Raw genomic sequence first — 13,182 nt, 5'->3', positions numbered from 1 at the left:
CCGGAGACCGTGCGGTGGGCGGTCGCCGCGGCCCTGTGCTCAGCCGGCGAGTGCCGCCCCGAAGGATGCCGCGTCCGGATCGGCGCCGAACGCCTCCGGGTTGAAGAGGGCCGCGCGCCGGCCCGAGACACCATCGGGGCCGCCGAGGAGCACGCAGACCGCACCGGACTTTAGCGACCGGCCGGGAACGCCGACCGCCACGTCGGCGGTTCCGTCACCGTCGTAGTCGCCCACCGCCAACGCCGAGGCGAAACGGTCGTTCCCCGCGGCCCCGCCGGGAACGCCCCGGGTGTCGAGGGAGACCGTCCGCATCGCGGAGCTGTCGAACCACCGCTTGCTCCCCGGGGCCACCCGCAGTGCGCCGGCGTCGTTGTGGCCTTCGGCGCTCGGTGCCCGCCGGTCACCGACGATCAGGTCGGCGTGCCCGTCCCCGTCGAGGTCGGCGAGCCGTACGGTGTCGCTCCGGACGCGTTCGCCCTTCCACACCACGGGGTCGTCCACGCGCAGGCCGCTCGCCCCGCCGGGGTACGTCCGCAGGACGGTGTCGTCCGGAGCGTCCCCGAAGCCGGTGTCGATGACGACATCGTCCTTGCCGTCGGCGTCGATGTCCCCGACGGCGAGGGCGAAGTCGGCGGAGGGCAGGGGGACCTGGTGTCCGAGCGGTTCGCCGCCCACGCCGCTGTCGGTGCCGGGCAGGACGGCGAGGGCGCCCTCGTCGGCGGGGTCGTCGGAGGAGGCGATGGTGACGAGGTCGTCGTGGCCGTCGCCGTCGATGTCGCCGCTCGCGAGGCGTTCCAGCGCCGCGCCGCCTCCCGGCGGGACGTGCAGGGTGATCTTCGGGCCGTTGGTGTCGCGGAGGTTCTTCGCGCCGAGGACGAGGGCGATCTGCTTGCCGTCGGCGACGGCGATGTCCTTCAGCCCGTCATGGTCGAAGTCACCCAGCGTCAGTTGCCCGCCGAACCCTCCTCGTTCCGTCGGAGAGGGGGCGTGGAAGGTGAGGGCCGCATCGGAGAGGCCGTCACGCGCGCCGAAGACCACGGTCACCGAACCGGCGCGCGCGGTACCGCCGGCGTTCTCGCCGCTCGCCCCGACGACCAGATCCGCGTGCCCGTCGCCGTCCAGGTCGCCCATCGCGAGGGCGGAGCCGAACGCACCGCCGGCTTGCGGGGAACCCGGTATGCGGGGATCAGCCCGGCTGAGCACCTGGTGACGGGCGGCCACGACGCCCTTCTCCGAGCCGAAGGCCAGTGCCACCTGTCCGGCGCCGGACTTGCCCCGAACGGTCGCGCCGGGCGCACCGACGGCGAGGTCGTCGTGGCCGTCGCCGTCGATGTCCGCCGCCTCACCGGATCCGGCCGTGGCCGCCGCCACGCTCACACCCCCCTGCGGAGGACTCCCCGTGGCGCAGGACCACAGCCCCAGGGCGGCTCCCCCCAGCGCGAGGGCTGTGACCACGGTCCATACCCGGCGTCGCCGCATGTTTCGATGCCTCTTCTTCCCGGTTCTGCCCGGATTTCTTCCCCGGCCGTCATGTCACCGCCCGGGCCACCGGTCGCCTCGACCGGCTCGCTGAGCGGACTCCAAGTGTCGGGGAACGGCGGCGGACCACGTGCCCGGGGGGTGTGTTCGCCGAGGCAGGCTTCGGTGACGGCGGCTGGGCGGTAACCGACGGCGGCTGGACAGCGGTTGGACGGTGCGGGGTGCGCGGCTGGTAGCCCGTGCCCGCCGTCGCGGAGACCAACGGGACGGAAGACCGCTGGAAGTCCGCCGCCTCCGCCCCCGATTGCGCCGTCTCCGCCCCGGTCGCGACGGCTCGGCCACCCGGTACGCCGGGCCGGGGGTCAGCCGTCGGGCAGTGGGGCGGCCGGGCCGCGCGGCCTCACCGCCCGTAGGTCTGCCGGCACAAGGCCATCAGATCGCGCCGGACACCGGCCTGCGTGCCCCACCGGCACAGCTCCCTGGGGTGCACCGTCACGCGGGGCCGGAGGCGGGTGCGGGGCCGGGGTTCGGCGGCGGGCCGGCGGGGAGCGGCCGGTGCGGCACGCTGGCGGGGCCGTGACGGTGCGGGCGGGGCGGCCCGGTGCCGGGGCGGTGGCGCCGCCTGCCTTCGGGGCGGTGCGGAAGCCGTGGACCTCGGACGGTCCGCACGGTTGCGGGGCTGCGGCTGCGGGCCGCTTCCGGTGCCCGCCGGCCCGCTCGTCCGCTCCGGACGGTGGCTTTTGCCGGCCGGCCGCGCATGGTCGCCCGTCTTCCGCCGCACAGGCGCGGAGAGCGCTTCGACCGGTGAGGGCCGCGCCAGGGTCGTGTGCGGCGGGGAGGGGTGCCGGCGCTCGGACGCGGTGGGGCTGGGATCGACATGTACGCAGGAGGCCGTCAGCGCGAGCATCAGGAAGACGACCACCGATCTGCCCACGGGCGGAGGGGCGGGCGCGCCGGCTGGGCAGCTTGCGCCCGGTCCGCCGCGCGGGAAGCGGCGGGGGAGCCGCCGCGCGGACGGGCGGCGCCTCAGCGAGCGCCGCTCCGCGAGCCGGCGGCGGGCGTGACTCTTGTGTCCCATACCGGGGTAACGAGGCAGACGCGGGGGAGGGGCGCGGGCCGCACTCCGATCATGCTTTCAGCTCACCCCGGCCGCGCCTCCCTCGTACGCACGCGGATCCGGGTCACGCACCGGGAAGCCGCCGTACCGGAAGCCGCGGCCGAGCCGCCCCTCTCCGATCAGCCGGCCAGGGACCGGGCCCTCCCGCGCCGTGACAGGACGAGCGCCGCCAGGGCCGCGACGGCGAGCAGCGCCGTGGTGAGGGCGTAGGCGTGCGAGGTGGTACCCAGCCCGAAGGCCTGGGTGGCGGCGCCCGCGGCGATGGCCGGCAGGCTCATGGAGAGGTAGCTGAGGACGTAGTAGGCGGCCAGTGTCGTGGCGCGGTCCCGCTCGTCGAGCGAGGCGAGAACCGTCCGCAGCGCCCCCTGGGAGACGGCGCCGAAGGCGATGCCGGCCAGCGCGGCGCCGCCGTACACGGCCGGGAGTCCGGCGCCGTGCAGACCGCTCAGGGTGAGGGCCGCGGCGGGGAGGACGGCCAGGCAGCCGCCGATCGCCGCGGTGGAGGGTGCCGTACGCCGCAGCGTCCACACGGTCAGCGCGGCGGCGGCGCTGAGGGTGAAGAAGACCATCCCGCGGGCCGCCTGCGGCGCGTCGGGTGCCACCAGGCGCACGAGTGCCGGCCCCAGGGAGGAGTAGAAGCCGCCCAGCGCCCAGATGGCGACCACCCCCGTGCCGACGGCCAGCAGGGCGCGGCGGGCCGTGGGCGGGACGCCGAGTCGCGGACGCAGCGATGCCAGCGCGCCGGAGCGGCGGTGTGCGGTCTCGGTGGTGAACCCGACCGCGACGGCCTGGGCGGCGAACAGGGCGGCGAGCACCACGTAGACGGTGACGGTCGGGGCGGGGGCGAAACGGACGAGGAGGGTGGCGGCAAGGACACCCGCGGCCATACCGGCGACCGGGGCGATGCTGTTGGTCAGCGCCGCCCGGCCCGGACGCCGGGGGTCTCCCAGGTCGAGGAGGACCGCGCCCGCGGCGCTGGTGGCCGCGCCGGTCGCCACCCCTTGCAGCACGCGCGCGGCTATCAGCAGCCCGGCACCGTCGGCCGAAGCCAGGACGATCATGGAGGCCGCCTCGACGAGCAGGGCGCCGGTGAGCACCGGGCGCCGGCCCAGGTGGTCCGAGAGCGCCGAGGTGGTGAGCAGGGCCAGCAGCAGCGCGAGGGCGTAGGCGCTGAAGACCACCGTGACGGCGAGCGCGGACAGGCCCCACCGGTCCTGGTAGAGGGGGTAGAGCGGTGTCGGGGCGCTGGACGCGGCCAGGAGGGCCACCAGGATCGAGGTGTCGAGGGCGAACGAGGCCGTGCGCCTCCTGGTGTGTCTCGTGGGAGGGGCGCTGTCGGCCGTGGGGGCGGGGCGCACCGGCGTTCGGGGCGGGGCGGACGCATCGGGCAGGACGCTTGGCATGGGACACCTTCTGCGGTAAACGCAATGTATTTGCTTTTAGTACCGTAGGCCCTCCGTCGGGCTAACGCAAAATCTTCGCTTTTAGTGGCCGTTCGGTGGGACCGGCGTCGTCACGTCCGCCGGACGGCGACACCGGCCCCGCCTTGCAGGGGGGAGGGGGCGGACGGTCCCCTTCGGGCTTGGTCCCGTCTCCGCTGTGGTGGCGGGCCGGGCTTCCGCGGTGCTGTTCCTGTGGGGGTCCGTCCGCAGTGGGGAGACCCGCCGTGTGTGGTGGCGGTGGCAGCTTCCGCGCCACCAGGTGGACGAGTGCCGCAATGGTGAAGCCCGCCCAGAAGGACGGCTCGCCCGACTCGGTATGGCGTGCCGCGACGAAGCCTACGGAGCCTCCTGGGCGCTGTCGCTGAGCCAGGCCTGGCTGCCGTCGTATCTGCGGACCGAACTCCGCATGATCCCCAGGCTGCTGCGAGCACCATCAGCGGCATCGCCGCCTTCAGCCTCGTCCCGCTGCTGACGGTCTCCCCGCTCATGGACGTGCTAAAGCCCCGGGGCGTCAGCAGCCGCTGGGCCAGCGGAGCCGCACAGGCTGTCGCGGTTCTGCCGGCGGGCTGCGCGATGGCCGCGCCCCCTTTCACCGACGGGGCCGTCCTCGGACACCTGCTGATCGGCTCGGCCTTCCGCACCGGTCCCGCCCCACTGCAAGACCGTCGCCGAGGTCGTGCCCGCCGCCCCTGCCGGACGAGGCGCCGTACACACGCCCGACCGGTGCCGCGGCCACGTAGGGCCCGGCAGACCCCGGTTCGGACCCCGACGGACGACGCGGTGCCGTACCCGTGACCCGAACGCGCCCGGACCCCAGGGCGATGCGGTGGATGAACGAGCCGCCGAGAGTCCGGATTTATGGGTGCTGGTGCTGGTGCTGATGCCGATGGCAGAGGCAGAAGCGAATGTGAGGGTGAACGGCCTTGCCGGCGCCTTCCGTGCGCTGAGGAACTGCCGAGCGGTTGCCCGGCAGTCAGGACACCGTTCGTCAAGCGACTACGACAACGCCTGATGTCCTACGCCTGGAATCCGATGCGTATGTGCAGTGTTGCCTGCATGGCGCGTATGGGTCGGTCGATGGCCGAATTGACGTTGGCCGACGATGAGCGTGAGTCGCTGGTGCGCTGGTCGCGACGGGCGGCATCCGCGCAGTCCCTGGCTCAGCGGTGCCGGACCGTGTTCGGCCGCGCGGAGGGGAAGTCGAACCGGCAGGTGGCCGCCGAATTCGGCATCTGGCCGCAGGCGGTGGGCAAGTGGCGTCGCCACTGCGCCCGACCTGGGGAAAGAACCTCATGAGTGCCCATGCGCCCGACACCCACGAAGGCTCCCACACACCTGCTTGGCCCGCCCGGCGTGCCTTGCTCGGCAAGTGCAGTGGAGGTCACCCCGTGAGCTGGGTCGCGACCGCCTCGCGGTCGATGAGTGACCAGACCTGCGCGATGCGCCCGGCCCGGAACCGGTAGAAGACGTGCTCGCCGAACGAGATGCGCCGCCCTGTCGGCGCCTGGCCGAAGAACGTGCCGGTGGGGTGTGCAGTCGAACCACAGGCGGCACGCCACGACGTCGTCATCGGTGAGCAGCAGGTGCGCGTCGAAGCGCAGGTCCGGGACGGCCCTGATGTCCGCCGCGATCATGTCGGCGTACTCCTGACGGGTGAGCACCTTGTCGTTGTAAGTGAGCTCGTCCTGGACGAACTCGTCCAGGACGCTGAACCGCCGGTCGTTGAGCGCGTCGAGGTAGGCCAGGTACGTCGCCTCCAGGCTCGCGTGGGGCACGGAGTCTCCTTCCGGCAGTGGTGTCTGGTCGAGGACCAGGAGATCGAGGATGGTCGGCTGCCGGGAAGCACGCATGGTCGTAGCAGGCCGAGTTGCCCGGCGAAAGCCGTGATGTTATCGGTGAGGGGCTCGGGTTTCTCCAGGGCAGCGAAGTGTCCGCCTCGCCGCTGGCGTCGTCGTCCTGCGGCGCACGTCGAAGAACCGCTCGCCGAACCGGCGCAGCACCCGTTCAAGCTCGCGCGGGAGGACTGCCACAGCGGTCGGGCTGGTTCGTTCTCCCCTCCGCGCAGCCGAGCGTGATCCGGCACCGCTGAGCCGGCGCTTGCGCGGACGTCGCCCGTCGCGACCAGCGCACCGGCTTCTCCCGCTCGCCGTCGGCCAACGGCAACTCGGCCATCGCCGTCCCGTACGCGCCACGCGGGCAACTACATACCTTCGTCGAACTACAGGCGTAGGGAACTAGGTTGTGGCAGGGGGCACCTCCAGGACGAAGAAGAGGAAGACAGGTTTGGCTGAGAGGCCGGGGAAATCCTCGGGGAACACTTCACGGGCGGCCGGGTCGGGCTGGGGCTCGCTGAAGGCGGCGAGACGGAAGCCGGCGGCAGTGAAGGCATCGGTCATCGCGTGCAACGGCCGGCGCCAGAACCTCATCGGTACCAACTGCCCGTCCAGCATCCAGTCGAAGGAGTAACTGGTGACCGCCGAGTAGTCGGGCCGGGGCTCCTGGATCGTGTAGGCCACGAACGGATGGTCCACCGACGCGATCAGCCGGCCGCCCGGAGCGAGTACGCGCCGCAACTCGGCGAGCGTCGGCCCCCAGTCCTCCAGGTAGTGCAGCACCAGCGACGCGACCACGTCGTCGAACGCCCCGTCGGCGAACGGCAGCGGGTCCTTCAAATCCGCCACATGCAGGGGCGTCGGCGCCGAGTCGCTGTCTGGCCAACGCCAGCATCCCGGCGCTGGCGTCGAGACCGGTGACCTCGGCGCCCCGGTCGCGCAGCGCGGCGAACAGGGCGCCCGAGCCACAGCCGGCGTCCAGGATCCGGCGGCCGGCCACGTCTCCGGCGAGGGCCAGCATCGCGGGCCGTTCGTAGTACGCGTTCACGAGACTGTTCTCGCTCTGCGCCGAGTACGCCTCGGCGAAGCGGTCGTAGTCGTTCACCCGGGGCTCTTCCGCGGGGTGGGCGGGCCGTTCGGGCATGTCGGTTGCTCGGTCCATCGCCGCAGCGTAGTTCCCCCGTGCGATCCGCCGGGGACCCGGCCGGCCGACCTCCTGGGCCGGCGAGGTCGCCCGCTGCCGGGCACGGCCGGGACACGGGGGCGCCGACGCCGTCCGGCGAGCCGGGCGATGCCCGCAGGCGTTCCGCTGCGCGGGGGAGAGGCCCCCGAAGTCGGAGCAGAAAACCGGCAAGCACGAGCGACACCACGAGGAGGAAGGAGACGTCGCTGACCGGACGGTTCGGGACGGGGGCCCGGTACACGGCGGTCGGCGAGGAGCCAACGGCGATTGGCGAAGAGGAAACAGCGGTGATTGGCGAATGGGTATCGGTCACGGTGCAACGATGCCGCCGACGCCCACCTCACGTCGTCGGAGCGTGGTCCATATTTCCGCATCGGACCACGGTCGTACCGCCTGCTCGTCCTTCCACCCCCGGTCCGACCGGGCAGCTGGACGCGGGCTTCGCCGACGGGCCGGACGCCTCGTTCCGGGGGAGTGGTCCGTCCCGTCCGGAACGGGGGAGGACGGGGCAGTCCCGGTGTCGGGCGGGACAAAGCGATGCGTTTCCATGGACCGCATGGATGGGACAGCCCGATGAATCACGACCACCCGCCGCTCGACGCCCCGGTGCGCGACGACCTGGCGCTCGACCACCCGGCCGCCGACGCCCCGCCGCTCGACGCCCCCGCCGACCTGGTACTCGACGACCCGGTGGGTCAGTCACTCCGCGGCCCGCACGCCCGGTTCGCCCGTCGGCTCGGCCGATCCGCCACCTACCTGCCGGAAGTGGCGACCTTCTCCTCGGTACCGGCCGAGCCAGGGCCCCGGGAGTGGGCCGACCTCGCCCGGCTGCTGGGGCCGGGCGAGGTCGCCGACATGTTCAGCTCCCCGGCCGCGCCGCCACCCGACTGGGAGCCCGTCTTCCGCCTCGACGGCCGCCAGATGATCTGGACCGGCAGCGGCCGGCCCGCACAGCCCGACGCGGGCACCCGGGTGGTCGAGCTGGGCGCGGAGCACGCGGCCGAGATGCTGGACCTCGTCGCGCGGACCCGGCCGGGTCCGTTCTGGCCGCGCACCTGCGAACTCGGTACCTATCTCGGTGTCCGGGAGGGCGGCAGGCTGGTGGCGATGGCGGGAGAGCGGCTGCGGCCTCCCGGCTGGACCGAGATCAGCGCTGTGTGCACCGCCCCCGAGGCCCGCGGGCGGGGTCATGCGGCGCGTCTGGTCACCGCGCTCGCTGCACGGATCGTGGCACGCGGCGAACGTCCCTTTCTGCACGTGGCCGAGGCCAACACCGCAGCGATCGCCTTGTACGAAGCCCTCGGTTTCGCAGCCCGCAAGCAGGTGGTCTTCCGCGGCTTCCGCACCCCTTGACGCGCCCCGCCGCCCTGCCGTCCCGCCGCACCCGCCCCCGCCGACCGCGGCGCACCGCCCACCGCCGTGCCGGCCGGCCCTCGTCACCGGAGCGAAGCAGGGGAGATCACTTATGGGCCAGCAGCGCGTCGGACAAGCCGAGCCGGTCGCGCAGCACCTGCCGCCCCTCGGGGGTGACGGTCACCGCGCGGGTTGTGCCGATACGCAAGATCCAGCCGGAGCCGAGGGCGTGGCCGCACAGGGCCGCGCCGACCGCTCCGGCAAGGTGCGGGCGGCGTTCCGTCCAGTCCAGGCACGACCGCACCGCGGGCCGGCGGGTGCCGGCCGGGACGGTGACGCCGAGTTCCGTGAGCCAGCCCTCCCCGGCACCCGTGAGCCTGAACCCGTGCTCCCAGTCCAGCAGGCCCCGCTCCGTCATGGCGTCGGTGATCGCGACGCCCAGGGTCCCGGCGAGGTGGTCGTAGCAGGTGCGTGCGTGGGCGAGGGCGCGTCGCCGGCCGGCCGCGGACAGCGAACGGGGCGGCGCGGACCGGTCGGGGGCCAGCGCCGCGAGATTCTCGACGAGTTCCGCCACGGGGGCGTCGGCGAGCCGTACGTAGCGGTGCCGTCCCTGCCGTTCCTCGACGAGCAGGTTCCCGCGCACGAGCGCGTTCAGGTGCTCGGTCGCGGTCGACGCGGCCACGCCCGCGTGCCGGGCCAGTTCCGTCGCCGTCCATGCCCGGCCGTCCAGCAGGGCCAGGCAGAAGCTCGCGCGCGTGCCGTCGGCCAGGAGTTGGGCCACGGCGGCCAGGTCCGGGCCTTTCGTACGGGTGCGCTGACTGGTCATGTGCTCGATTATCGCGGTCGAGGCTTCGGCACCCGCCGAAGCATCCGGTTCCCAAGCTGTCGCCCCATGACCACTTCATCACTCATCACCGCAGGTCAGAGCGGCTCTCGCCGCGCGATCGAACCGAACATCCTGTACTTCGGCACTCCGGTCGTGCTGCTGCCCACGGAGAACGAGGACGGCTCCTTCGATCTCGCTCCGATGTCCTCGGCGTGGGCGCTGGGGAAGACGGTCGTGCTGGGCCTGGGACGGGAGGGGCAGACGGCCCGGAACCTGGACAGCCGGTCCGAGCTCGTGATCAGCCTGCCCGCTTCCTCCCAGTGGCGGGCGGTGGAGCGCCTGGCCCCGCTGACCGGCCGGAATCCGGTACCGGCGGACAAGCCGGAGGGCTGCCGTTCCGAGCACGACGAATTCGGCGCGGCAGGGCTGCACCCCGAACCCTCCCACCTGGTGCGGCCCCCGCGCGTCGCCGAGTGTCCTCTTCAACTGGAGGCCCGCGCCGAGCGGGTGCCGCCCGACGCCTCCGGGAGTTTCGTCACCGTCGAGGCGGCCGTCCACAAGGTCCATGTGGATCCGCGCATCGTCGTGCCCGGCACGGATCACGTCGATCCCGCCGCCTGGAATCCGCTGATCTACAACTTCCGGCACTACTTCGGGCTCGGTGCCGAACTCGGCTGCTCCTACCGCACCAGGACACCGCGCAGGCCCTCCACACGCGCGTAGCGGAGCGCGCGGTCGCCGACCTGGCCGACGAGGAACTGGCGGTCCCGCCATACGCGCGTGGCGGAGCGGCCGTCCGCACGGCACCGGGCCCCGGAACCGGCGGGTCCCATGCGGTCTCCCGCGGAAATAGCTGTGCCGGCGCCCCGCCCGCCGAGCCGCATGGATTGCGCCCGCGCGCGTGCACCGGGGACCGAGCGGGCAGCGCTGCCGCGCCTCCTTTGGGGGACTTCGCGCCTGCTTGCCGGCCCGGGGACGAGCGCCCGCACTGTGCCGCCGTCCGGCAAACCACCGTTTCGGGTCGGTGTGGAGTGTTCTTCGGCCGGGCGCGCCCCGGGAACGAGCCCGGTGCCGCGCATGCCCCGTACATGTGGAAGTGAAGGGGTTTTGCTGCGGAAAGGCACCCGAGAGGGGGAAAAAGCGGATTTCCTATGTACCGGAAACCCGGCCGGCCCCAGGATTCCATCCAGCTTCCCGGCGCTTCCCGTCCAGGGACCTGTCCCAGTGTCTGTCCAGGGGACCCGTCCCAGGGACAGGAGCGCCGTCGGCGGAAGCGAAGGAGTCCACTGTGGAGAGAAAGGGCTGGCTGATGAACGGTCGGAAAGTTGCTGTCGGTGTCGCCGCCGGGGCTGTATCCGTGATCACTGTCCTCGGAGGCATGGCGCCCGCCTCGGCGAGCGGCGCGGCGGAGAAGCCGTCGGCGGCTGCTCAGCCCAGCGGTCGGACGATCGGCACGTTCGCCGGGAAGTGCCTCGACGTCGAAGGGGCCAGCCGCGCCGACCGTGCCCCGATCATCCAGTACCGCTGTCACAACGGCGCCAACCAGCGGTTCACCTTCCAGCGGGTCGGCAACAACGTCTACAAGATCCGCACGTTCGCGGGGAAGTGTCTCGACGTGGAGGGTGCCAGCCGGGCGGACCGTGCCCGGATCATCCAGTACGGCTGCCACAACGGCGCCAACCAGCGGTTCCGCTTCACTCTCTAGTCCCCTCCGGCGGCAAGCCGGCTGAGTTCCCCATGGAACCGTGGGGTTGCGGGGGCGGGTGAGGAGCCGGTTGCGGCACGGTCCGTTCCGGTGCTTCGCCCCGCCCGGCAGAAGGGCCGCACACCCGAAGCGTGTGCGGCCCTTCTCGTGTCCGGCCCCGGCCGCGTCACAACGGCCGTCCCGTACGGGGCCCGTCAGGGGGACACCTCTTCCAGCCGGCGGTTCGCGGTCTCCTCGGCGAAGAGCGCCGCGGTCACCGACCCGAGCAGGGCGACGCCGCCCAGCATCGCGAAGACGGGCGAGACGGCGCCGCCGGCGTACACCAGGCCGACCAGGACCGGCCCCAGGATGATGCCGAGCCGGTTGAGCGCGCCGCCCACGCTGCTGCCGAGGGCACGCATACGCGTCGGGAAGAGTTCGGGGGTGTACAGGTACAGGCAGATGTTGGCGCCGAAGAAGAAGACGGCGGCCAGCGAGGTCCAGACCAGTACCCGCGCGGGGGAGTCGGCGCCGAGCAGGGAGAGCGTCAGCAGGACGGCCGCGGTGGCGCCGAGACAGACGGAGACGACCCTGCGGCGTCCGGCTCCGTCCACGGTCAGCGCGACGATCAGGCAGCCGACGAATCCCGCGGCCGAGGTGACGGTCGAGCAGACGAGAGCTTCGGAGAGGGAGAGGCCGTAGCGGTCGCCGTAGATGGTCGGCAGCCAGGAGGTGACGCCGTAGTTGACGAAGTAGCCGGTGAACCACAGTGCGCAGATGACCAGCGTGCGACGGCGGTACCGCCCGGTGAAGAGGCCGCGCAGCCCGGTCGCGGACAACTCGGCGGCGGTGGCCGGCACTCGGTCCGCACCCGGTGCGTCCGCCGTATCCGGTGCGGCTGCCGCAGCTGGTGCGCTCGCCGTACCCGGCGCGTCCGCCGCGTCCGGGGTGTCCCCGCGCGGGGGTTCGGTGACCGGCGGCAGCGGGCGGCCCGTGGCACGCTCCACCTTCGCCTCGATCCGTGCCATCACCGCGGCGGCCTCCTCCAGCCGTCCGTGGTCGGCGAGCCAGCGTGGTGACTCGGGGACGACGCGCTGCACGACGTAGCACAGCAGTCCGGGCACCGCGGCGATCACGTACATCCAGCGCCATCCGAGCGCGGGCACCACGAGGGCGGCGACGACCGCGCCGACGGTCAACCCCGCGGGGAAGACCAGTTCGTAGAGGAGGACGAAGCGGCCACGGCGGAAGCTGCGGGTGATCTCGCTGATGAAAGTGGCCGCGACCGGCACTTCGCCGCCGATGGCCAGCCCCTGCACGAAGCGGACGGCCATGAACGGTCCGGGTGAGGGACAGGCGGCGAGCGCCAGTCCGGAGAGCCCGGACAGGCCGACGCAGAGCGCGATGACCCGGACGCGGCCGATGCGGTCGGCCAGGCGCCCGGCGAAGAGCGCGCCGGCCAGCATGCCGACCGAGCCGACGGTCAGGACGGCCGTCGTACCGCCCGCGCCCAGCTGCCACTCCTGGCGCAGCTGCGGCATGGCGTAGGCGATGAGGAGCTGGTCGAAGGCTTCGAAGAAGGTGACGACGCCGACGACGAGGCGGACGGTCACGTGCCAGCGTGAGAGGGGGAGCCGCTCGAAGCGGGCCGCGATCTCGGCTCGGGCGGTGGGGCTGCCCAGGGGGATGTCGAGTGTCATCCAGGTTCCTCCGGCTCCGGGCGCAGGGGGACGGAGCGGTTCGGGCCGCGGCTGTGTGTGACAGCGGGGGCACGGCAGTGGGGGAGGGGCGGGAGAGGGCGAAGGGGTCGGGTGCGCCGCGGCTCGTGCGACGTGTGGGGAGGGCGGCCGGGCGTGGGGCCGGGTGCCGGGGGAGCGGCCCGGAGGAGTCCGGAAGCCCAAAGATTCTTAGCGCTTAATTTCTACCGGGCCCGGGCTGGCCGCCGTCAAGGGGTCCGGCGGCGGCATCTTTTTCACCGCGGGGTCTTGCGGGTGAAATATCTAAGCCCTTAAATGTTTCTCGTTCGCCCGCTCCGGGCCCCACCCGCCGTCCCGCACCAGCCCCTTGGCGGGTCCCCGCAGCCGTCCCCCTGCTCCGCCCCCGCCCCGCCACGACCCGCACCGTCCCCCGTGGCCCGGCCCTGCTTCCTTCCACGCCCCTCCGTCCGTCCCTCCTTCCCTCCCCCCCCCCCCCCCCCCCTGGGGGGCCCCCCGTGCTCGAACTCCCCGCCCACCAGGCCCCCATCGCGGGAGAAATGGCGGGGCGC

Annotated in this window: 8 protein-coding genes and 1 pseudogene; 3 read left to right on the top strand and 6 right to left on the bottom strand. The window is 73.0% G+C overall.

What is annotated here, in order from left to right; translation table 11 throughout:
* Positions 1 to 39 precede the first annotated feature (39 nt).
* From IO40_RS0131435 to IO40_RS34380, 4 genes and pseudogenes are all read right to left on the bottom strand, one after another.
* Positions 40 to 1,371 carry an FG-GAP-like repeat-containing protein gene (locus IO40_RS0131435; protein WP_158691583.1) on the bottom strand — a complete coding sequence of 444 codons (1,332 nt, stop codon included), beginning with the start codon at positions 1,369 to 1,371 and terminating at the stop codon, positions 40 to 42.
* Positions 1,372 to 2,715: 1,344 nt separating this feature from the next.
* Positions 2,716 to 3,999, bottom strand: coding sequence for an MFS transporter (locus tag IO40_RS0131430; RefSeq protein ID WP_051719346.1), 1,284 nt, complete (start codon positions 3,997 to 3,999; stop codon positions 2,716 to 2,718).
* Between the two features lie 1,199 nt (positions 4,000 to 5,198).
* Positions 5,199 to 5,813: an ester cyclase gene (locus IO40_RS39990; protein WP_421673387.1), complete on the bottom strand. Its 615-nt coding sequence runs from the start codon at positions 5,811 to 5,813 to the stop codon at positions 5,199 to 5,201.
* A 459-nt stretch (positions 5,814 to 6,272) separates the two neighbouring features.
* Positions 6,273 to 7,014, bottom strand: a pseudogene (locus IO40_RS34380) (class I SAM-dependent methyltransferase).
* 612 nt (positions 7,015 to 7,626) lie between these two features.
* On the opposite strand from IO40_RS34380, the gene IO40_RS0131415 reads away from it, so the two are divergent.
* Positions 7,627 to 8,406, top strand: coding sequence for a GNAT family N-acetyltransferase (locus IO40_RS0131415; protein WP_016471263.1), 780 nt, complete (start codon positions 7,627 to 7,629; stop codon positions 8,404 to 8,406).
* 106 nt (positions 8,407 to 8,512) lie between these two features.
* On the opposite strand, the gene IO40_RS0131410 is transcribed toward IO40_RS0131415, so the two are convergent.
* A complete protein-coding gene (locus IO40_RS0131410) occupies positions 8,513 to 9,232 on the bottom strand; it encodes an ArsR/SmtB family transcription factor (protein ID WP_016471264.1) in 720 nt (239 codons plus the stop codon).
* A 66-nt stretch (positions 9,233 to 9,298) separates the two neighbouring features.
* Between IO40_RS0131410 and IO40_RS0131405 the strand changes: the two genes are divergently transcribed.
* Together IO40_RS0131405 and IO40_RS0131395 are read left to right on the top strand one after the other, a co-directional pair.
* Positions 9,299 to 9,955: a flavin reductase family protein gene (locus tag IO40_RS0131405; protein ID WP_016471265.1), complete on the top strand. Its 657-nt coding sequence runs from the start codon at positions 9,299 to 9,301 to the stop codon at positions 9,953 to 9,955.
* Between the two features lie 655 nt (positions 9,956 to 10,610).
* Positions 10,611 to 10,937: an RICIN domain-containing protein gene (locus tag IO40_RS0131395; RefSeq protein ID WP_051698049.1), complete on the top strand. Its 327-nt coding sequence runs from the start codon at positions 10,611 to 10,613 to the stop codon at positions 10,935 to 10,937.
* 194 nt (positions 10,938 to 11,131) lie between these two features.
* Here IO40_RS0131395 and IO40_RS0131390 read toward each other — a convergent pair whose 3' ends face one another.
* On the bottom strand, positions 11,132 to 12,616 hold the full coding sequence (locus tag IO40_RS0131390) for an MFS transporter (protein ID WP_016471269.1): 1,485 nt from the start codon (positions 12,614 to 12,616) through the stop codon (positions 11,132 to 11,134).
* Positions 12,617 to 13,182 lie beyond the last annotated feature (566 nt).

Origin of the sequence: Streptomyces albus subsp. albus (assembly GCF_000725885.1) — a bacterium.
Taxonomy (GTDB): domain Bacteria; phylum Actinomycetota; class Actinomycetes; order Streptomycetales; family Streptomycetaceae; genus Streptomyces; species Streptomyces albus.
The sequence above is the reverse complement of the archived record's forward strand: the minus strand, read 5'-3'. Positions and strand labels throughout refer to the sequence as shown.

Coding starts and splice junctions, on each gene's coding strand:
- IO40_RS0131415 (WP_016471263.1), top strand. CDS start 7,627: ATGAATCACGACCACCCGCCGCTCGACGCCCCGGTGCGCGACGACCTG.
- IO40_RS0131410 (WP_016471264.1), bottom strand. CDS start 9,232: ATGACCAGTCAGCGCACCCGTACGAAAGGCCCGGACCTGGCCGCCGTG.
- IO40_RS0131390 (WP_016471269.1), bottom strand. CDS start 12,616: ATGACACTCGACATCCCCCTGGGCAGCCCCACCGCCCGAGCCGAGATC.
- IO40_RS0131405 (WP_016471265.1), top strand. CDS start 9,299: ATGACCACTTCATCACTCATCACCGCAGGTCAGAGCGGCTCTCGCCGC.
- IO40_RS0131395 (WP_051698049.1), top strand. CDS start 10,611: ATGGCGCCCGCCTCGGCGAGCGGCGCGGCGGAGAAGCCGTCGGCGGCT.
- IO40_RS0131430 (WP_051719346.1), bottom strand. CDS start 3,999: ATGCCAAGCGTCCTGCCCGATGCGTCCGCCCCGCCCCGAACGCCGGTG.